Here is a 19,486-nt window from a genome sequence, read left to right on the forward strand (position 1 = left end):
GGAGGAGTCGGTGACGTGCCGCCCCCCTGCGGCTCGGGTGTTGTCATACCGATCAGTATCGCAAGGTGAGAGATGGTTCATGTTCGTTGAGCCAGATCACCCGGCCCCAGTTCGGGGCGCTCCCGTCACTCTCTCGCCGGTCGGCCAACTCGAAGCTGAGCGCCTGACGCGTGACGTCCGTATGCTCGCCGCATGGCTGACTTCACCGCTGAGCAGGCCGCCGTCGTGCGGATCGAACGTGCCGAGGAGGGCCGCTGGGACCTCACGGTGATCAGCGACTCGGGCGTCCGGATGGGGCACGGCGAGTACCTCTTCGACGAGGCGGACGACGACGCGGCGGGGGAGCAGGCAGCGGCCCTCGACTTCGTCCGCGGCTACGGCTTCCGCTTCGAACCGGACGCCGTGGTCGCCGACGGGCCCGATGCGTACTGGGCACCGCTGCTGGCGCTCGACGAGCGGTAGCGTCGGGATTCCTGCTCAGAGGGTCGCGATCAGCTGCTCGACCCGCGCGCGGATGGCGTCCCGGACGGGGCGGACGCGGTCGATCGGCTGCCCGGCCGGGTCGTCGAGCTCCCAGTCCTCGTAGCGCTTCCCGGGGAACACCGGGCACGCGTCGCCGCAGCCCATCGTGATGACGACGTCGGACTCCCGCACGGTGTCGGTCTCGAGCACGGCGGGGACGGCGGTCGCGATGTCGATGCCCTCCTCCGCCATGGCCTCGACCGCGACGGCGTTGACACGGTCGGCCGGTTCGCTGCCGGCCGAGAACACCCGGACGCGGTCGCCCGCGAGGTGCTGCAGGTAGCCGGCGGCCATCTGGGACCGGCCGGCGTTGTGCACGCACACGAAGAGCACGGTGGGACGGTCGGTCACGCGAGTGCCGCCGCCTCGAAGCCGATCAGCCACGTGACGCCGAAGACGTCCCGCACGGTGCCGTCCCAGTCGCCCCACGGACGTTCCTGCAGCGGGTCCACGACGGTGCCGTCCGAGGCGAGGTCGTCGAACCAGCCGCGGAGCACGTCGGGTTCGGCGGCGCCGAGCAGGGAGAAGAGCAGCCCGGTCGCCGAGAACGAGGTCTCGCCGGTCGGGGCGTCGGCGGCGAACAGCGTGATGCCGCCGCCGGTGAGCTGCCCGTGCGCGACCGCGTCGGCGGGGCCGTCGGTGCGCGAGAAGTCCGCGAAGGTGGCGATGCTGAGCTCGCCGCCGAAGACGTCCTGCCAGCGCCCGAGTGCCTGGAGCGCGGTGCCGTCGAACTGGAAGTAGGGCGAGGGCCCGTTCACGTTCATGCCCCGGACCCTACCGCTCAGACCGCCGCGGCGAGCGTGTCGAACGTCCGGCGGAGCAGGGCCGGAGCGTCCTCGTCGGTGACGGACCAGGTGGCGATCGCGACGTCGAAGCACCCGAGCGCGGCCTGCACGAGGACGGCCGCACCGAGCTCGGCGCCGTCGGGGCCCCCGGCGCGCAGCCGCTCGGTCAGGATCGGTGTCAGGACGTCCGCCCAGGCGAGGTGCTTCTCGAGGTTGCGGGCGCGGAGCGACGGCGTCGACATCATGACGCGGACCGACCGCCGACCGGACTCGGGGTCCTCGTCGGCGCGGACCATCATGCCGACGAACGCCTCGCGCAGCGCGGTCCACGCCGGTTCGTCGTCCGGACGCTCCCGGAGCGCGTCCGCGAGCGCACCCCGGTGTCGCAGCGGATCGCCGATGACGGCGTCCTCCTTCGCCGGGAAGTACCGGTGGAAGCTCCGCGCCGAGATGCCGACCTCGGCCGCGATCTGCTCGACGGTGACGGCGTCGAACCCGTCGCGGTCGAACCGGGCGACGGCGACCGCCGCGATCCGCGCGCGCACGGCTTCGCGCGTGATGTCCCGCAGACCGGTCCGCGCGCTCGTCTCACCCACGACGGCATCGTACCGAGGGAGGCGGAACATGACCAAGTTGTCAGAGGCTGACAGAACGGGCGTACAGTGTCATCTGCGTCGCCAGACACGACGGAAGGACGGCACATGCAGCAGCGCACTCTCGGGACCCAGGGCCTCACGGTCGGATCCATCGGCTACGGCGCGATGGGGACGGTCTTCGCGTACGGGCCCGCCGACGACACCGAGTCCATCGCGGCGATCCGTCGCGCGCACGACCTCGGCGTCACCCACTTCGACACCGCCGAGATGTACGGGTGGGGTGCCGGGGAACGACTCCTCGGTGCGGCCCTGGCGCCCGTCCGCGACGAGGTCACCATCGCCACCAAGTTCGGCTTCACCGCGGACGACTGGGCGCCCGATTCCCGCCCCGAGCACATCCGCGAGGTCGTCGACCAGAGCCTGCGGAACCTCGGCACCGACTCGATCGACCTCCTCTACCAGCACGTCCACGACCCAGCGGTGCCGATCGAGGACGTCGTCGGCGTGATGGCGGAGTACGTGCAGGCCGGCAAGGTCAAGTACCTCGGGCTCTCGAACACCGACGGCGACCAGCTCCGTCGGGCCCACGCCGTGCACCCGATCTCGGCGTTCCAGACCGAGTACTCCGTGTTCGCCCGGGAGTCCGAGGAACTCTTCCCGCTCGTCGACGAGCTCGGCATCGGGCTCGTGGCCTACTCGCCGCTCGCGCGCGGGTTCCTCGGCGGGGCCGTCCAGCCGCGGTCCGCCTACCCCGAGGACGACATCCGGCACATGCTCGAGTGGTGGGCGCCGGAGCACTTCGACCAGAACGTCGCGGTCGTCCGGGCACTGACCGCGATCGCCGACGAACACGGCGTCTCGCTCTCGCAGCTGTCCCTCGCGTGGATCCTGGCGCAGCGGGACGACGTCGTCCCGATCCCGGGGTCGAAGAACCCCGACCGGGTCGCGCAGAACGTGGCGGCGGCCGGTGTCGTCCTCACGGCCGACGACCTGGCGCGCATCGACGCGCTCTCGCGCGACGTGCGCGGCAAGCGCATCGAGAGCCGGGTCTGACGGGCGTCGGTGGGCAGTGGGCGCGACCGGTGACGGACGGGAGGCGCGGTGCGGGCCCGCACCGCGCCTCCCGTCCATCAGCCGAACAGCGCGAGCGCCTCGTCGACGACGTCCTCGGGGCGGCCCTCGCCGTGCGTCGCCCACCACGTGAGCGCCGTGCTCGCCGCAGCTGCGAGGGCGTGTGCGCGGACCCGCGTCGCGAGGTCGTCGCTCGAGCCGCCGTCCCGCTCGGCCACGAACCGCTCGATCACCCCGGTGAGGGCCGTGGACGCGGCCTCCCCGCCGCGCTCGAGGGAGGGGTTCGCGCGGATGACCCGCAGGCGGTGGCGGGTGATCTCGATCGTGTCGTCCGGGAACGTGGCACCGACCCGGTACGCGGCGCGGAGCGCGACCCACGCGGACTCGGACGCCGGCCGGAGGCGGAGCTCGTCGGTGAAGCGCACCGCGAACTCGTCGAGGCCGCCCCACACGAGCGAGGCCTTGCTCGGGAAGAGCCGGAACAACGAGCGGCGGCTGACCCCGGCGGCCGTCGCGACGTCGTCCATCGAGACGGCGTCGAAGCCCTGCTCGTCGAAGAGCCGCAGGGCCACGAGCGACACCGCGGCGGGGTCGATCGTCCGCGGGCGTCCGGTCGGCCGGTCGCTCGTCGAGCTCATGGATTCCTTTCGGCACTGAGTGCTACAACTGTGGTGGCGCAGCGAGCGCCTCTCAGTGAGGAGACGACATGACCGACACCACCGCCGGACGGTTCACCGGCAGGACCATCATCGTCACCGGAGCGGGCTCCGGCATCGGACGCGCCACGGCGACGCGCATCGCGAACGAGGGTGGACGGGTGATCGCCACCGACGTCGTCGCCGAACGGCTCGATGTGCTGCGCGCCGAACTCGTCGACGCCGCCGGCCTCGACGTCGAGACCGTCGTCGGCGACGTCGCCGCGCCGGAGACGATCGACGCGCTCCTCGCCGCCGCCGGGGACCGGGTCGACGGGCTCGCGAACGTCGCCGGCATCATGGACGCGTTCCTCCCGCCGAGCGAGGTCGACGACGCCACCTGGGACCGCGTCTTCAGCGTGAACGTCACCGGGCCGATGCGGCTCACCCGAGCGGTCCTGCCGCTGATGATCGCCGCCGGACGCGGTGCGGTCGTGAACGTGGCGTCCGAGGCGGCGCTCCGGGCGTCGGCCGCGGGTGCTGCGTACACGGCGTCGAAGCACGCGATCGCCGGGTTCACGAAGAGCGTCGCGTTCTTCCACGGGCCGCAGGGCATCCGAGCCAACGCCGTCGCGCCCGGTGCGGTGGCGACGAACATCGAGGCGCCGATGCGCAGCGAGTACGCGGCCGGACGGGTGGGGCCGATCATGCAGACGACGATCCCGCCGGTGGCGCAGCCCGAGCAGCTCGCGGCGGCGATCACGTGGTTGCTCAGCGACGACTCGGCCAACGTGAACGGCGCGGTGCTGCCGAGCGACGGCGGGTGGTCGGTGGTCTGAGCGGGGCGGTCGGCGTCGAGGGGTGGTGCCTACGTCTCGCTGTCGCGGACGAACGCTGCGAACCCCGGGATCGTGAACTCGAGCGTGCCGCGGTCGGCGGGCTGGATGAGTCCCTTGTCGATCAGTCGTGCACGGGGCGTGGAGAGCTGGTTGCTGCCCGTGTTCAGCGATGCCGCGATCGCAGCGCGCGACACCGGCCCGTCCCCGTGTTCAGCGATGGCTGCGAGCATGCGTCGTTCCGACGGAGAGCATGCAGACCATCGTGCTCGGAACAAGGCATCGAGGTCCGCCTGCATCGCGTCGCGTCCGTGCTCGACCGCGCTGAGCTCGATGGCGCTTCCCGGATCGGGCCGTCCTGCAGCCGTCCAGGCCGCATCCGCGATGAGCTGGACGAAGTAAGGGTATCCCTGCGCGATCGCGAGCGCACGGTCGACCGCAGGCTGCGTCCAGTGGACCCCGAGTGCGCGAGCGGGTCCGATGAGTGCGATCTCCTCGGCCTCGCGGTGGAGCGGCCCGAGCGGGCGGTACGCAAGCCGTTCGCTGAAGGTGACGATCCCGGCGATGGTCTCGGGTGCGTTCGGGAGCCCTGCAGCGAACACGGCTGCCGGGACGTCCGCGCCTTCGGCTTGGAGATGCTGCCAGGCGTACACCAGCGTCCGGAGCCCCGAGGGATCTGCGGACTGGATCTCGTCGATCAGGATCACCAGTGGTTGCTCCGCGACGGCCGCCCGGATCACTGCCTCGAGAGCGCGCGCTCCGGACTGGTCCGGACGGTCACCACCGGTCGGTGGTCGGAACGTGCTGGTCGCGGTCGCGATGCCGGGGACCCCGACCGAGAGCTGCAGTGTCTCGATCCGTTCCCGCAGCCTGGTCCTGACGTGCTCGGCCAACCCGTCCGTGATGGTGTGGACACTCGCTGCGATCTGCGCGATGAGTCCTTGCTCCTCGCCCGCGGTCACCCACACCGTGGCCGCGCCGCGGGCCGACGCGCGCCGCTGGTACTCGCGGAGCAGCGACGTCTTCCCGAATCCTCGGGCGGCGTGGTCGACGCGGATCCGTCCGACGAGCCGCCCGAGGTCGATGAGCGTCGAGAGGCGTTCGTCGACCTCCGCGAGCTGCCGGGCGCGACCGGGCACGATCCGTGCGACTTCTCCGGGCGTGTACGGACTCGGCTGCATCAATCCTCGATCGATTGTTATGAAACTGCTCTTTCATAACAGTGTATCGGCGCGGGCGACGCCGCCTACACTGCCGACATGACCGAGGTCCCCGACGCCCGCTCCGACTGGGGCCGGTTCGCCCCCGACTCCGTCGAGCGGCGGATGCTCGACGACACCGGGACCGCACTCGGGCTCGTCCTCCGTCCCCGCACCGTCGTGCTCGACCGTGCCCGGGTCGAGGTCGAGGGCATCGACGCCGACGACCGCGTGGTGGTGCAGCTCGTGGCGAACCAGGGCGCCTACAAGCCGGCCTGGCGCAACAAGGTGATGGCCGACCTGTTCAAGCTGCTGTGGCTGCGGCAGTCCGTCCCCGGGGCCGAGCGGGCCGTCCTCGTCGTCGCCGAACCGGCTGCGCGGGCGCTCGCCGGGTGGGTCTCGGTGGCCGCCGAGGACCTCGGGATCGAGGTGCTCGTCTGGGACGGGCGGACGGCGGCGCCCTCGCAGCGCTGACCCCGTGCAGTCGTTCACACGTTCGCAACACATGTGGCCCGACTCCGTAACACGAGCGTCCTAACCTCATCACCAGCAGCGGATTTCCGCGTCGCAGACGAACCCGAGCTCGCGACGCACGCTCTCCGCCATACGAGACCGAGCCTGCGTGCTCGCCGACGGTATGGAGGAACGGATGACCACAGCAGCGGTCCGGGTGGACGCGGTGCGCAAGGTGTACGGCAGCGGTCCGAGCGCCATGGTGGCCCTCGACGACGTCGAGCTGACGATCGAGCCCGGGAAATTCGTGTCGCTCATCGGCCCGAGCGGCTGCGGGAAGTCGACGCTGCTGCGGCTCGTCGCCGGCCTCGAGCCCGCCGACCGCGGCGACGTGCAGGTCCACGGCGTCACCCCGGCGCAGGCGTGTGCGGCGAAGCTCATCGGCCTCGTGCCCCAGACGCCGGCGCTGCTGCCCTGGCTCACCGTGCTGCAGAACGTCTCCCTCGCCGGACGGGTCAACCCCGGTGCCGGGCGTCGGCGCGCCGCGATCGAGGACCTCGCGGAGCGCGGTGCGGACAGCGGCCCGGACATGCGACAGCTGCTCCGGATGGCCGGTCTCGGCGAGGCGGAGGACAAACTGCCCGCCCAGCTCTCCGGTGGCATGCAGCAGCGTGCGGCGATCGTCCGGGCGTTCGGCCTGCGCCCAGACGTGCTGCTCATGGACGAGCCGTTCTCGGCCCTCGACGAGTTCACCCGCGAGGCCCTGCAGGACCAGCTGCTCGACCTCTGGGACGAGCTGCGGACGACGGTGCTCTTCGTCACGCACTCGGTGTCCGAGGCGGTCCGGATGTCGGACACCGTGGTCGTGATGGCGCCGCGTCCCGGGCGCATCGTCGACGTCATCGACATCGACATGCCGCGACCGCGGAACCAGCGACTGTTCGAGGAACGGCGCTTCCACGAGTACGAGGACCTCGTCCGCACGCGGTTGCACAGCGCGTGGCGTGCGACGGACGCGGCCTGAGGGAGACGACACGATGACCACCACCAGCACGACCTCCACCGCCTCCGCCACGACCACCACCGCCGAGTCCGAGGCCGCAGCGACCCGTCGGCCGCTCCCTGGTTGGATCCGTCCGACGGTCTGGGCGCCCCTCGTCGTGATGCTCGCCGTCCTCGCCGTGCTCTGGCAGATCGGCGCGGCGACGATGCCGTACCTGCTGCCGCCGCTGCCCGCGGTGGGGGAGACCCTCGCCACGCAGCTGCCCTACTACCTGCAGAACGCCGGGATCACCCTCGTCGAGTCGCTCGTCGGCCTCGGCATCGGGTTCGTGGCCGCGTTCGTCCTCGCCGTGCTGACGAGCGAGCTGCCGATCGTCCGCCGCGCGGTGATGCCGATCGCGATCGTCCTCAACGTGACGCCGCTCGTCGCGATCGCCCCGGCCCTGGTGGTGGCGTTCGGGTTCGGCCCGCTGCCGAAGCTCGTGATCACGGCGCTCATCTGCTTCTTCCCGATCCTCATCAACACCGCGGCCGGTCTCCGGTCCGTCCCGCAGCCCGTCCTGCAGGTGTACCGGACGATCGACGCGTCCCGCCTCGAGATGCTCGTGCACCTGCGCATCCCGAACGCCCTGCCGTTCGTCTTCGCGGCGCTCCGCATCGTGTTCCCGCTGTCGATCATCGGTGCGGTCGTGGCGGAACTCTCCGCCTCCGGGTCGACGGGCGGGCTCGGCACCGTGATCAGCACGGCGTCGTCGATGAACCAGCTCGCCGTGGTGTACGCCGCGATCGCGATCCTCGCGGTGATGGGCGTGGTCCTGCTCGGACTCATCTCGCTCGTCGAGCGGCGGGTCCTCCGCTGGCACCGCACCGCGAACGACTGACGGCGACCGCCGCCCGCCGCCCCGCCACCCGCCGCACCGCCCGGCCACCGCACGCCGCCCCGCGGCCCAGCAGCACCACCCGTCGGCGCGAGCCTGCCCACGCGAGGCCAGCCGCGCCTCCAGGCCGACACCCGACGACCACCCCGACCACCCCGACCCACACCCCGCCCCCGCCCTGCACCACCCATCCCTTCCCACAGGAGTGACCATGCAGCACCGCACCCACCCGCACCGCACCCGCCCGCACCGCACCACGGCCGCGCTCGCGGCCCTCGCCGCCACCGCCGCCGTGGCCCTCGCCCTCACCGGCTGCAGCACCGGCTCGAGCGCGGGCACCGGCTCGTCCGAGGGCAGCGCCATCTCCGCCGAACGGTGCAAGGAGAACAAGGCCGCCGGCCCCATCACCTACCTGTCCGGCTACCAGTACCAGTCCTCGGCGTCGATCCTCGAGTACATCGCGGCCGACGAACTGGGCTACTTCAAGGACCTCTGCCTCGACGTCACCCTCAAGCCCGGGTCGGGCGACACCGCGCAGAACACCAAGCTCCTCGCGAGCGGCCAGGCGACCGTGTCGGCCGTCGCGGAGCAGGACCTCATCCAGGCCCGGGCGAACGGCATCGACATCACCGGCATCTCGTCGTACTCGAACGCCGGGCTCGACATCCTGATGACGAACAAGGACATCACGAAGCTCCCGCAGCTCGACGGGAAGGTCGTCGGCCACAAGGGCTACGTCCCCGCCTCCGTCCGGGCGATGATGGAGAAGGCCGGGGTGGACTGGGACTCGCTCACCCTCGTGAAGGAGGGCTACGACCCCTCGGTCCTGCCGCGCAAGCAGAACGGTCTCGAGGCGCTCACCGGCTTCGTGTCGAACGAGCCGAACCTGCTCAAGGCCGCCGGCGACGACGTCACCGTGTGGCAGCCCGTCGACTACGGGATCCCCTCGTCGATCGGCGCGATGGCCGTGAACCCCGCGTTCGCGAAGGCCCACCCGACCGCCGTCGAGGACGTCCTGCGCGCCGCCCTGCACGCCTACGACTTCTGCTCGTCGAGCGCCGCGAAGACGAAGCAGTGCGTCGGGTACGCCGCGAAGCTCTCCGGCGCGACCTACGACGAGGCGCAGAACGCGAAGATCTGGACGACCGAGACGAAGGTCATCGCGGACAACCCGACGCCGGGCCAGCCGCTCGGGGGCATCGACCCCGAGAACGTGTCGAAGCTCGTCGACATGCTGCACCAGTTCGACATCGTGAAGAGCTCGGTGACCGCGGACGACGCGAAGAGCTGGTTCACGAACGAGTACATCGACGCGATCACGAAGGACGGCGAGACCGTCTGGCCCGCGCCGTGACCACGGTGGGTCGCGCGGACGCGCGACCCACCCGGCACGACGTGACACGCACCGAGCAACGACCAGAGAGGCGGCGCACCATGCCCGCGAAGGAGTACGGGATCTTCCTCCCGATCGGCAACGGCGGATGGATGCTGTCCGACACCGCCCCCCACCCCGAGGCGACCTACGCCTGGAACAAGCGCGCAGCCCTGCACGCCGAAGCGATCGGCCTCGATTTCGTGATGTCGATGGCGAAGTGGCGCGGCTTCGGCGGGAGCACCGACCACTGGGGGCGCTCCCTCGAGTCGATGACGATGATGGCCGGGATCGCCGAGGCGACCGAGCGCGTGAAGATCTGGGCGACCATGCACGCGAACGTCCACAACCCGGCGGTCGCGGCGAAGATGTACACGACGCTGCAGGACCTCTCCGGGGGTCGGGCGGGCATGAACATCGTCAACGGGGCCTACGCGGCCGAGTTCGAGCAGTTCGGGATCTGGGACGCCGGCCTCAGCCACGCCGACCGCTACCGGATGACCGAGCTCTGGACCGAAGCGGTCACCCGCCTCTGGACCGAGGACAGCGTCACGATGCACACGCCGTACTTCGACCTCGACGCCTGCGAGTCCCGCCCGCACCCGGCCAGCAGGCCGACGATCATCAGCGCCGGCAAGTCCGAGGCCGCTCGCGCGTTCCAGGCGAAGTACGCCGACGGTGCGTTCCTCGCGGCGGACAGCCTCGACGAGATGCGCGACCTGTCCCGCGACGTCCACGACCGCGCGGCCGACGAGGGTCGGGTGTGCCGGACCTACTCGATGCTCACCGTCGTGCAGGACGAGACCGACGAGGCCGCGCAGCGGAAGGTGCGCGAGTGGGGTGCCGGCGTCGACCGCGAGGCACTGGCCTCGATGCGGGCGTCGTGGGGCGTCCCCGCCGAGCAGGCCCGTGCGTGGGCGGACGGTGCCGCGGGTGAGGACGCGTTCCAGACCGCGTACGTCGCCGGTTCCGCCGAGACCGTCACGGAGCACATCGAGTACATCGTCGACCGTGGCGAGCTCGACGGCCTCATGCTGATCTTCCCCGAGTACGACCAGGACATGGTGCGCTTCGGCGAGACCGTCCTGCCGGCACTCCGCCAGCACGACGCGGCGGTCGTCCGGTGACCGGCGGCAGCAGCGGGCTCGACCCGCGACTCGCCCGGTTGCTGGACGGACCCTCGTCGTCCGATGCTGGTGGCCGCACGCCGGCGCTCGTCGTCGTCGACGTGCAGCGCGACTTCGGTGAACCCGCACGCATCGCCGGCTACGGGCTCGACGACCGTGCGTTCGCCGCGGTGGACGCCGCGATCGTCCGGATCGGCGCCCTCGTCGACGAGGCGCGAGCCACCGGCGTCCCCGTCGTCTGGGTCGAGCTCGGCAGCGACCCGTCCACCCCGTGGCACAGCAGCACGTGGCTGCGCGGCGGTGCGCTCGACGGACCGATGCCGGAGGACGAGCCCTGCCGCATCGGCACCGCCGGCGCCGAGTGGTACCGCACGGCGCCGGCGCCCGGTGAGACCCGCGTCGTCAAGCGCGGCTACAGCGGGTTCCTCGGCACGGACCTGGAGGCGCGGCTCACCACCGCCGGGATCGGCTGGCTGACCGTCGTGGGACTCACGTCCGAGTGCTGCGTCTTCGCGACGGCGCAGGACGCGATGCAGCTCGGCTGGCCCGTCGTGGTGCCGGCAGACGCCACCGCCGCCTACGACATCGACGTGCACGACGCCGCACTCACGATGATCGAGCTCAACGTCGGTGTCGTCACGGACGCTGCCGAGACCACCGCGCTGTGGCAGGCGTGGGCGGCATCGCCGGTGGGTGCCCCGTGAGCGGCATGCACATCGCCTACGACCTGTCCTTCACCCACACCGAAGGGCGCTGGGCCGCACCCGGCAGCTGGGTCGGCCAGGACTTCCCCGACGTCCGCATGTACATGGAGGTGGCCCGGACGGCCGAGCGCGCCGGCGTCGACATGCTGTTCTTCGGCGACGGCTCCGGCGTCCCGAGCACGTGGCGCGGCAGCATCGACCCGGCGGTCGAGTGGGGGATCCAGTGGCCCCGGCAGGACATGTCTCCGGTCATCGCGGCGATGTCGACGGTGACCGAGCACATCGGGTTCGGACTCACCTACTCGTCGACCTTCACGCACCCGTTCTCCACCGCACGGCTGCTCAACTCGCTCGACCACGTCACGGGCGGCCGGATGGCGTTCAACGTCGTCGCGTCCTCTCGGGGTGCGGACGCCGCGAACTACGGCTCCGACCACCTGATCGACCACGACCTCCGGTACGAGCGGATGGAGGAGTTCATCGGCGTCTGCCGTGCGCTCTGGGACTCCGTCGCGCCGGACGCGATCGTCCGCGACCGGGCGACCGGGCGCTTCGCCGACCCGTCGCGCGTGCACCCCATCGACCACGACGGCCGGTTCTTCAAGGTGCGGGGGCCGCTCGCCAGCGTCCCGAGTCCGCAGCGCCACCCGGTCGTCGTGCAGGCCGGCAACTCGCCGCGGGGCATCGCCGCGAGCGCGTCGTTCGCCGACCTCGTGTTCGGGTTCGGGGCGAGCGTCGCCGGGCAGCTCCGGCACCGGAACGCCCTCGACGCGGCACTGACGGACGCCGGACGGGACCCCGCCGCGGTCGGGATCCTCTGGGCGACCCAGGTGATCGTCGGCGCGACGCTCGCCGAAGCCCAGGCCCGACGGGACACGCTCCTGTCGTTCTGGAACCGCGAGGCCGTCGGGACCTTCATCTCGCACAACGCCGGGTACGACTTCTCGACGCTGCCGGCCTCCTTCCGGCTCGGGGACCTGCGCGACGAGATCGTCGCCGCCCAGGCGAGCCCGGCGGGACTCGTCGGCAGCCTGGTCGCCGAGTTCGGGGAGGACCACACGATGGACCGCGACGACTTCTTCGAGCACGGGTGGCGCGCCGCGACCGGCCTCGACCACATGCTCGTCGGCGACGCCGCGGGAGTGGCCGACGCGCTCCAGGAGAACTTCGCCGCGACCGGTGGGCGGGGCGGCTACATGCTGTCCAGTCCGCTCGGGATGCCGTCCGGGTTCGCCGACCTCAGCGAGCTGCTCGTGCCGGAGCTCCGCTGCCGCGGGGCCCTCGCGCCGCGGTACCCGGGGGCCACGCTCCGCGAGAACCTGGCGGTGTGAGGTGACCCCGGCCCGTCGGTGGCTCGCGCTCGGCGGGCTCTGCCTCGGCTTCTTCATGCTGCTGCTCGACAGCACGATCGTGTCCGTCGCCCTGCCCGACCTCGGGCGTGACCTCGGTGCCGACGCGTCGACGTCGGTGTGGGTGAACAGCGCCTACCTCTTCGCGTTCGCCGTCCCGCTGCTCGTGGCGGGCCGGCTCGGCGACCGGTTCGGACACCGGCGCGTGTACCTCGTCGGGCTCGCGGTCTTCACGATCGCCTCGGTCGGGTGCGCGGCCGCGCCCGGGATCGGCGCCCTCGTCGCCTGGCGTGCGGTCCAGGGCCTCGGCGCTGCGCTGCTCACCCCGCAGTGCCTGACCGTGATCCGGTCGCTGTTCGAACCGCCGAGGCTCGCCGTCGCGCTCGCCGTCTGGAGCGCCGGCGGCGGGGCGGCGACGGTCGCCGGGCCGATCGTCGGCGGGCTGCTCGTCGAGGCGTGGGGGTGGCCGTCGGTGTTCCTCGTGAACGTGCCCGTCGGGATCGTCACGGCGATCGCGGTCCTCCGCTTCGTGCCCGTCTCGCGGCGCATCGCGGTCCCGCTGCCCCTGTTCGCCGTCGTCGGCGTGACCGTGGGGGTCCTCGGTGTGGTCGTCGGCGTGCAGGGCACGGACACCGGGCTGCTCGCCGACCCGGTCGCCCGTGGCGGTGCGGTCCTGCTCGGCGCGGCGGTGGTGGCAGCGGTCCTCGTCCGGCAGCGGCGAGCCGGCGACCGCGCCCTCGTGCCCCTCGTGCTCTTCCGCGACCAAGGTTTCGTGACCGGGTCGTGGGGTGCCACCGCCGCGTCGTTCTGCGTCGGGTCCGCCCCGATCCCGCTCATGCTCGACCTGCAGCAGATCCGCGGGCTGAGCGCGGGATCGGCGGCCCTCGTGCTCGTGCCGATGGGGGTCGCGTGCCTCGCCTCGGCGCCGTTCGTCGGCCGCATGACGAACACCGCCGGGCCTCGGGCGACCGCGACGGTCGGAGCCGTCCTGCTCGTCGTGTCGGTGGCACTGACCTCGGTGCTCGTCGGTGCCGCGGCGCCCCTCTGGACGATCGCCGCGGCCTTCACCGGGTTCGGGATCGCGAACGCGTTCGTCTGGTCGCCGTTCTCCCTCGCCGCGGTCCTCGGTGCGGGCCCCGCGACGGTCGGGGCGGCATCGAGCGTCTTCAACACCGTGAAGCAGCTCGGCGCGGTGCTCGGCAGCACCGCGACGGCCGTGCTGCTCGCCACCGCGGGTGACGCGGTCGCGCTCGGTGCGCTCGCGCTCGTGGCCTGCGGTGCCCTGATCGCCGCGCGTGCGCTGTCCGGCCGTCCGGGGGCCCCGGTCGTCCTGACCGGCGTGATCGTCCACGGTGCCGGGGTCGGGCACGACCTGGGGTTCCCCACCGCGAACCTGCGGCCCGAGGACGAGTCTGCCGTCCCCGTCCCCGTCGACGGGGTCTACGTCGGATGGCTCGCGGCTCCCGTCGGCGCTCCGCCACGGCAGGCCCTCGTGTCGATCGGCAGCAACAGCACCTTCCCCGATCGACCGCGCACGGTCGAGATCCACGTGCTCGACTTCGACGGCGACCTGTACGGCTCGGTCGTCGAGCTCACCGTCGGCCGGCGCATCCGACGCCAGCGCACGTTCCGCGGGCCGGACGCGCTCGTCGCCGCGATGCGGTCCGACGAGCGTCGGGCCCGTGCGGTGCTCGCCCGCTCCTGACCGTTCGTCCCCGACCGTTCGTCCCTGACCGCTCGTCCCCGACCGCTCGTTCCCCGAGGAGGACCCCGTGCACGACCACTTCATCGAGGACCCGCTCGACATCCGTGAGGCCATCGCCGAGGTGCCCTCCGTCGTGGCCGCGATCGCCGCGTGCGTCGACGGTTCCCCCGTGGTCATGGTGGCGACGTCCTTCACCGTCGGCGTCTCCTACGACCCGCCGTTGGCGACGATCGCCGTGCAGCACTCGTCCACGACGTGGCCCGACCTCGCAGCAGCGCCGACGCTCGGCATCTCGGTGCTCGGCGACGGACACGGGCCGCACACGGCGCAGTTGGCGTCCCGGGACCGTGCGCGGCGCCTGCACGGCATCGAGTACGCCGCCGCCGGGTCCGGTGCGGTCTTCCTCGACGGTGCCCACTCGTGGTTCGAGTGCTCGGTCGAGGGCGTCCACCGCGCGGGCGACCACGACATCGTGGTGCTCCGTGTCATCCGGGTCGCACGGGATGCAGCCCGGTCGGCGCTCGTCTGGCACCGGCCGGCGCGCTCGAGGGTCGCCGTCGACGCGCAGCCGTAGTCACGTCGGCTCCACCGCGGAGGCCATGCGATGCCGTCGCCGCGACGGGCGGCTGAGCGCCGCAGGGCCCCGTCAGCCCCGCACGACCGCCGCCATCGTCGCCACGACGACCTCGCGCCGCCGAGCCGCCCCCACCTCGTCCGTCAGTCGGGCGTACTCCGGCGTCGCACCGCTCCACAGCGCAGCCGTGTGGATCACGATCCCGAGGAGCTCCGCCGCCGAGAACGTCGTCGGCAGCCGACCGTCCCGCTGTGCGTCCTCGATCGCCCGGAGCTTGGCGGCGTTGCTCCGCACGACGGCGTCGATCGGGTGCGAGGTGTCGCCCCGCTCGAGCCGGTACCAGGTCGCCAGGCGCTGCACCCAGGGTCGGTGCGCGTAGGAGTCGTGCAGGCGTCCGGCGTACTCGGGCAGGTCGTCGGCGTCGATCGTGACCTCGTCGAGCGTCTCAGCGACCATCGCGTCGAAGACCGCGTCGAACAGGCCGTCCTTGCTGCCGAAGTAGTGGTAAATCTGCGCCTTGTTACTCGCGGCGGCTGCGGCGATCCGGTCCACTCGCGCGCCGGCGATCCCGACCGCCGCGAACTCGTCGCGGGCGGCGACGAGGAGTCGGGCGCGGGTGGCGTCGGCGTCGCGGGGCATCGGCATCCGTCCAGGTTATCAACCGGACGGTTGACAAGCGAGCAACGGGGGTGTTCCATGAATGCTGTCAACCAACCAGTCAGTTAGGAACATGATGTCCGTCTTCCTCGTCACCGGTGCCTCGCGGGGCCTCGGCCGCTCGATCGTCACCGCAGCCCTCGCCGCCGGTCACCAGGTGGTCGCCGGGGTCCGGGACCTCCACGCCCTCGACGACCTCACCAGCGCGGAGCTCGTCCCGGTCGCGCTCGACGTCACCGACCCCGACGCCGCCCGTGCAGCGGTCCGCACCGCGGTCGAGCGCTTCGGCCGGCTCGACGTGCTCGTGAACAACGCCGGGTACGCGAACCTCGCCAGCATCGAGGACGTCGACCCCGCCGACTTCCGCGCCCAGGTCGAGACGAACTTGTTCGGCGTGGTGACCCTCAGCCAGGAGGCCGTGCACGTCATGCGTGAGCAGGGCTCCGGGCACATCGTGCAGGTCTCGTCCGTCGGCGGGCGCATGTCGACGCCGGGGCTCGGCGCGTACCAGACCGCGAAGTGGGCCGTCGGCGGGTTCTCCTCGGTGCTCGCGAAGGAGGTCGGCGCCCTCGGCATCCGCGTCACCGTCCTCGAGCCGGGCGGCATGCGCACCGACTGGGCGGGGTCGTCCATGACGGTCGCGCCGGTCCGGCCGGAGTACGAGGCGACCGTCGGGGCCTCCGCACGGATGCACGGGGGTACGAGCATCGGTGCGAGCGACCCGGACCTGGTCGCCGAGCTCGTGCTGCAGGTCGTGGCGATGGACGAGCCGCCGCTCCGCCTGCTCGTCGGCCCGGACGCGTTCGAGCACGGGACGGCCGCCGGCCGCGCGCTCCTGGCCGAGGACGAGCGGCACGAGGCGCTCAGCCGGTCGACGCAGGCGGCCGATGCGACGCCGGAGCAGCTGGACCCGCTGGCACGCGCCTGAGACGCGACCACCTGTCGGACGGGAGGCGCGGTGCGAGCCGGCACCGTCCGTCCCGTCCGACAAGCGGTACCGTCTCCACGCGCTGGGCGACAGTTCACGGGCCGGTTCGCGCGTGAACTGTCGGTGAGCGCAAGAACACACCCTGCGTGGTCGCCCCGCGACACGCGCCGTTGCGCGCCGCGGGGCGAGTGGCCGGCCGTCGGGTGCGGCCGGTTCGAGGAGCGTAGGCCGGCTTCGCACCCGGTGGGGGGAGTCCTGCGGGATGCCGAACCCGGCCTGCGGGTCCGCGCAGGCAGACGTCCGGTCAGGCGGACGCGAGCGCGCCCATCTCGCCGACCACGGCGCGCAGTCGGACCGCGAGCTCGTCCGGGCCGCCGACGGTCTCGCGGTGGGCCACCTCGGACAGCGCGGACATGACGAGGGCCACCGCGGTGCGGGCGGTCTGCTCGTCGGTCCGCGTGCCGACCGTGGCGAGCAGGGACTGCCGGGACTCGGCCATCCACTGCATGACCATCGGGGCCATCTCCGGGCGGAGCACGAGCAGCTCCTTCATCCGGCGCCGGTCCTGCGAGAGGGGCACGGTGGCGGCGACGAGGCCGCACAGGTCGTCGATGAAGCGCCCCTCGGCGGTGGCGAACCAGGTCGCGGCGGCCGGCGGGACCTCGACCGTGTCGAGCCCGAGCGCCGCGTGCGCCTTCGAGGAGAAGTAGTTGAAGAAGGTCCGGGGGGAGACGTCGGCGTCGGCGCAGATCTGCTCCACGGTCACCCCGTCGAGGCCGTGCGCCGAGACGAGCGTCAGTGCGGCGTCGTGCAGCGCCGATCGGGTCTGCTGCTTCTTCCGTTCACGCAGCGAGCACGGCTCCGTCGCCGTCGTCGTCGCGGGGGTGGTGGTCACGGTGGCTCCTGGTGCTGGTGGGGTGGGACGCCCGTCCACGAAGGGGGACAGCGGACGGGCGCCCCGGTCGGTCACCGGCGCTGCGCGGGCTGCGTCGGGGTGGATCCGGTCATCGGGCCGGTGAAGGAGCCCGCCTCGGCGGCGGCCAGGCCGGCGGCCGTCTCGAGCTCGTCCTCCGCCGAGAGCCGGTCGTCGTCGGCGCGCTGCGCACCCGCGGCGTCCGCACGCTCCTGCAGCGCCGAACGCTGACGGAGCGGCGGCACCCGGAAGAACCAGGTGAGGACGAAGGCGAGCAGGATCACACCGAGACCGACCCAGTAGATCGTCACGGACGAGGCGTTGAAGCCCGCCATGAACGGCCGGGTGAGCCGGCTGTCCGCACCGGTCAGGAACGAGGTGTCGTTCGTGCTCATGGTGCTCGACCCGGAGCCGCTGCCGTCGGCGACCTGCTTCGCCACGGCCGGGGTGAGCTCGCCCACCCAGTAGGACCGCTGCGCCGCGTCCGACCAGTCGACGACGAGCTTGCCGTCCTGCACCGAGGCGTGGGCCTGGTCGGCGGCCGCGGCGAGGGCCTGAGCCTGCACGGCGGCCGGGGCACTCGCGGTCGACTGCTGCACCTGGGCGGTGACGTCGTCGAGCGAGGCCTGCACGTTCTGCTCGAGCGGGGTGACGATCGGGGTCCAGATCTCGTCCATCACGCCTCGGTTCGCGGGCGCGGTGGCCACGGTCGGGTTCGTCGCCGCGTCGAGGGCTGCGCCGAGGTCCTTCTGGTTCGCGGTCGCGTGCAGGATGTTCGACGGCATCACCGAGAACAGGATCGACAGGAGCACGGCCGTGCCGAGCGTGCCACCGATCTGGCGGAAGAACGTGGCGGACGACGTGGCGACGCCCATGTCCCGGGCCTCGACCGAGCCCTGCGACGCGAGGGTCAGCGACTGCATGACCGACCCGAGCCCGAGCCCGATGAGGAACATGCCGATCATCAGGAACCAGAGCGGCTTGTCGATGCTCATGAACGTCAGGACGACGTAGCCGGAGGACACCAGCGCCGTGCCGATCACCGGGAAGATCCGGTAGCGGCCGACCCGGGCGACGATCTGGCCGCTCGTGATCGACGCGATCATGAGCCCGCCGACGAGGGGGAGCGTCGCGAAGCCGGACTCGGTCGGGGTCAGGCCGACGACGATCTGCAGGTAGAGCGGGATGGTCAGCATGGCGCCGAACATCGCGAAGCCGACCAGGAACCCGATGACGGTCGCCATCGAGAACGTGCCGGAGCGGAAGAGCTTCAGCGGGATGATCGCGGCGTCGCCCATCTTCGACTCGATGAGCAGCAGCGCGACGAGGCCGACGACGCCGATGACGTAGCAGGCGATCGCGGCGGCCGAGCCCCAGCCCCAGGTGCGGCCCTGTTCGGCCACGAGCAGGAGCGGGACGAGCGTGACGATGACGGCGGTCGCGCCCCACCAGTCGACCTTCGGCTTCGCGGTGTCGCCACCGTGCACCTTCGGCAGGTGCAGGAAGACGAGCACCATGACGAGGGCCGCGATGCCGATCGGCACGTTGATGAGGAGCACCCAGCGCCAGCCGGTGATCCACAGGATCTCGGAGGAACCGGCGAGCAGGCCGCCGATGAGCGGACCGATCACGGACGAGATGCCGAACACGGCGAGGAAGTAGCCCTGGTACTTGGCACGTTCGCGGGGAGCGAGGATGTCGCCCATGATCGCGAGCGGCAGGGACATCAGCGCACCGGCGCCGATGCCCTGCACGGCGCGGAAGCCGGCGAGCATGAGCATCGAGGTCGACATCGACGAGAGCACGGCGCCGAGGATGAACACCACGATGCCGAAGATGTAGAGCGGCCGGCGCCCGAAGATGTCGGAGAGCTTGCCGTAGATCGGCGTCGCGATGGTCGAGGTGATGAGGTACGCGGTCGTCACCCAGGCCTGCTGGTCGAGCCCGTGCAGGTCGTCACCGATCGTCCGGATCGCCGTGCCGAACACCGTCTGGCCGAGCGAGGACAGGAACATGCCCGCCATCAGCCCGTAGATCACGAGGAGGATCTGGCGGTGGGTCATCAGCGGCTGCTGGCCGGGTGCGGCGGAGTCCGTGGGGACCCCGGCTGCGCGTCGGCCGTGCTGCACCGGGACGGGTGCGGTGGCGGTCATCGAGCTCCTTGCTTCGTGCTGTGTTTC

At 71.9% G+C, this 19,486-nt stretch carries 21 protein-coding genes; 13 read left to right on the forward strand and 8 right to left on the reverse strand.

Annotated features, from left to right (window positions below):
* The first annotated feature begins 192 nt into the window (after positions 1-192).
* Positions 193-462 (forward strand): hypothetical protein, encoded by a 270-nt coding sequence (locus ACIPKM_RS05065; RefSeq protein WP_070416867.1) that lies wholly within the window; start codon positions 193-195, stop codon positions 460-462.
* A 15-nt stretch (positions 463-477) separates the two neighbouring features.
* Here the strand turns inward: ACIPKM_RS05065 and ACIPKM_RS05070 are convergent, their stop codons facing one another.
* The 3 genes from ACIPKM_RS05070 to ACIPKM_RS05080 are packed head-to-tail and all read right to left on the reverse strand — an operon-like array spanning position 478 to position 1,903.
* Positions 478-873, reverse strand: coding sequence for an arsenate reductase ArsC (locus tag ACIPKM_RS05070; protein ID WP_261645737.1), 396 nt, complete (start codon positions 871-873; stop codon positions 478-480).
* Positions 870-1,286 (reverse strand): VOC family protein, encoded by a 417-nt coding sequence (locus ACIPKM_RS05075; RefSeq protein ID WP_175495971.1) that lies wholly within the window; start codon positions 1,284-1,286, stop codon positions 870-872. Before ACIPKM_RS05075 ends, ACIPKM_RS05070 begins: the two co-directional genes overlap by 4 nt.
* Positions 1,287-1,303: 17 nt before the next feature.
* Positions 1,304-1,903, reverse strand: coding sequence for a TetR family transcriptional regulator (locus tag ACIPKM_RS05080; protein WP_261645736.1), 600 nt, complete (start codon positions 1,901-1,903; stop codon positions 1,304-1,306).
* Between the two features lie 105 nt (positions 1,904-2,008).
* Between ACIPKM_RS05080 and ACIPKM_RS05085 the strand changes: the two genes are divergently transcribed.
* Positions 2,009-2,956 carry an aldo/keto reductase gene (locus ACIPKM_RS05085; protein ID WP_402736294.1) on the forward strand — a complete coding sequence of 316 codons (948 nt, stop codon included), beginning with the start codon at positions 2,009-2,011 and terminating at the stop codon, positions 2,954-2,956.
* A gap of 77 nt (positions 2,957-3,033) precedes the next feature.
* On the opposite strand, the gene ACIPKM_RS05090 is transcribed toward ACIPKM_RS05085, so the two are convergent.
* The gene (locus ACIPKM_RS05090; protein WP_402736295.1) at positions 3,034-3,612 is read right to left on the reverse strand and encodes a TetR family transcriptional regulator; all 579 of its coding nucleotides are present in this window, start codon (positions 3,610-3,612) and stop codon (positions 3,034-3,036) included.
* A gap of 68 nt (positions 3,613-3,680) precedes the next feature.
* Between ACIPKM_RS05090 and ACIPKM_RS05095 the strand changes: the two genes are divergently transcribed.
* On the forward strand, positions 3,681-4,448 hold the full coding sequence (locus tag ACIPKM_RS05095; protein WP_261645733.1) for an SDR family NAD(P)-dependent oxidoreductase: 768 nt from the start codon (positions 3,681-3,683) through the stop codon (positions 4,446-4,448).
* A gap of 29 nt (positions 4,449-4,477) precedes the next feature.
* Here the strand turns inward: ACIPKM_RS05095 and ACIPKM_RS05100 are convergent, their stop codons facing one another.
* Positions 4,478-5,626, reverse strand: a complete 1,149-nt coding sequence (locus tag ACIPKM_RS05100; protein WP_402736296.1) for an ATP-binding protein — start codon at positions 5,624-5,626, stop codon at positions 4,478-4,480.
* A 78-nt stretch (positions 5,627-5,704) separates the two neighbouring features.
* Between ACIPKM_RS05100 and ACIPKM_RS05105 the strand changes: the two genes are divergently transcribed.
* The 9 genes from ACIPKM_RS05105 to ACIPKM_RS05145 all read left to right on the forward strand — a co-directional run bounded on the left by ACIPKM_RS05105 (position 5,705) and on the right by ACIPKM_RS05145 (position 14,808).
* Positions 5,705-6,118, forward strand: a complete 414-nt coding sequence (locus tag ACIPKM_RS05105; RefSeq protein ID WP_070416859.1) for a hypothetical protein — start codon at positions 5,705-5,707, stop codon at positions 6,116-6,118.
* Positions 6,119-6,293: 175 nt separating this feature from the next.
* On the forward strand, positions 6,294-7,121 hold the full coding sequence (locus tag ACIPKM_RS05110) for an ABC transporter ATP-binding protein (protein WP_402736297.1): 828 nt from the start codon (positions 6,294-6,296) through the stop codon (positions 7,119-7,121).
* A gap of 13 nt (positions 7,122-7,134) precedes the next feature.
* A complete protein-coding gene (locus ACIPKM_RS05115) occupies positions 7,135-7,980 on the forward strand; it encodes an ABC transporter permease (protein ID WP_402736298.1) in 846 nt (281 codons plus the stop codon).
* Positions 7,981-8,188: 208 nt separating this feature from the next.
* Positions 8,189-9,331, forward strand: coding sequence for an ABC transporter substrate-binding protein (locus ACIPKM_RS05120; protein ID WP_336698438.1), 1,143 nt, complete (start codon positions 8,189-8,191; stop codon positions 9,329-9,331).
* Between the two features lie 80 nt (positions 9,332-9,411).
* Positions 9,412-10,476, forward strand: coding sequence for an LLM class flavin-dependent oxidoreductase (locus ACIPKM_RS05125; protein ID WP_071295311.1), 1,065 nt, complete (start codon positions 9,412-9,414; stop codon positions 10,474-10,476).
* Positions 10,473-11,180: a cysteine hydrolase family protein gene (locus ACIPKM_RS05130; RefSeq protein ID WP_402736299.1), complete on the forward strand. Its 708-nt coding sequence runs from the start codon at positions 10,473-10,475 to the stop codon at positions 11,178-11,180. The genes ACIPKM_RS05125 and ACIPKM_RS05130 overlap by 4 nt, the downstream gene beginning before the upstream one ends.
* Positions 11,181-11,185: 5 nt before the next feature.
* Positions 11,186-12,511 carry an NtaA/DmoA family FMN-dependent monooxygenase gene (locus ACIPKM_RS05135; RefSeq protein ID WP_254790809.1) on the forward strand — a complete coding sequence of 442 codons (1,326 nt, stop codon included), beginning with the start codon at positions 11,186-11,188 and terminating at the stop codon, positions 12,509-12,511.
* A gap of 1 nt (position 12,512) precedes the next feature.
* Positions 12,513-14,234, forward strand: coding sequence for an MFS transporter (locus ACIPKM_RS05140; RefSeq protein ID WP_402736300.1), 1,722 nt, complete (start codon positions 12,513-12,515; stop codon positions 14,232-14,234).
* A gap of 67 nt (positions 14,235-14,301) precedes the next feature.
* Entirely contained in the window at positions 14,302-14,808 is a 507-nt protein-coding gene (locus ACIPKM_RS05145) for a flavin reductase family protein (RefSeq protein WP_261645728.1), read from the forward strand.
* A gap of 72 nt (positions 14,809-14,880) precedes the next feature.
* On the opposite strand, the gene ACIPKM_RS05150 is transcribed toward ACIPKM_RS05145, so the two are convergent.
* Entirely contained in the window at positions 14,881-15,453 is a 573-nt protein-coding gene (locus ACIPKM_RS05150) for a TetR family transcriptional regulator (RefSeq protein ID WP_261645727.1), read from the reverse strand.
* A gap of 55 nt (positions 15,454-15,508) precedes the next feature.
* Here ACIPKM_RS05150 and ACIPKM_RS05155 point away from each other — a divergent pair, with 55 nt between their 5' ends.
* A complete protein-coding gene (locus tag ACIPKM_RS05155; RefSeq protein ID WP_402736301.1) occupies positions 15,509-16,393 on the forward strand; it encodes an SDR family NAD(P)-dependent oxidoreductase in 885 nt (294 codons plus the stop codon).
* 304 nt (positions 16,394-16,697) lie between these two features.
* Here ACIPKM_RS05155 and ACIPKM_RS05160 read toward each other — a convergent pair whose 3' ends face one another.
* Positions 16,698-17,288, reverse strand: a complete 591-nt coding sequence (locus tag ACIPKM_RS05160; RefSeq protein ID WP_070416852.1) for a TetR/AcrR family transcriptional regulator — start codon at positions 17,286-17,288, stop codon at positions 16,698-16,700.
* A gap of 71 nt (positions 17,289-17,359) precedes the next feature.
* Positions 17,360-19,459 carry an MDR family MFS transporter gene (locus ACIPKM_RS05165; RefSeq protein ID WP_402736302.1) on the reverse strand — a complete coding sequence of 700 codons (2,100 nt, stop codon included), beginning with the start codon at positions 19,457-19,459 and terminating at the stop codon, positions 17,360-17,362.
* Positions 19,460-19,486 lie beyond the last annotated feature (27 nt).

The sequence above is a fragment of the Curtobacterium sp. NPDC086286 genome (genome assembly GCF_044746255.1).
Classification (GTDB): Bacteria; Actinomycetota; Actinomycetes; order Actinomycetales; family Microbacteriaceae; genus Curtobacterium.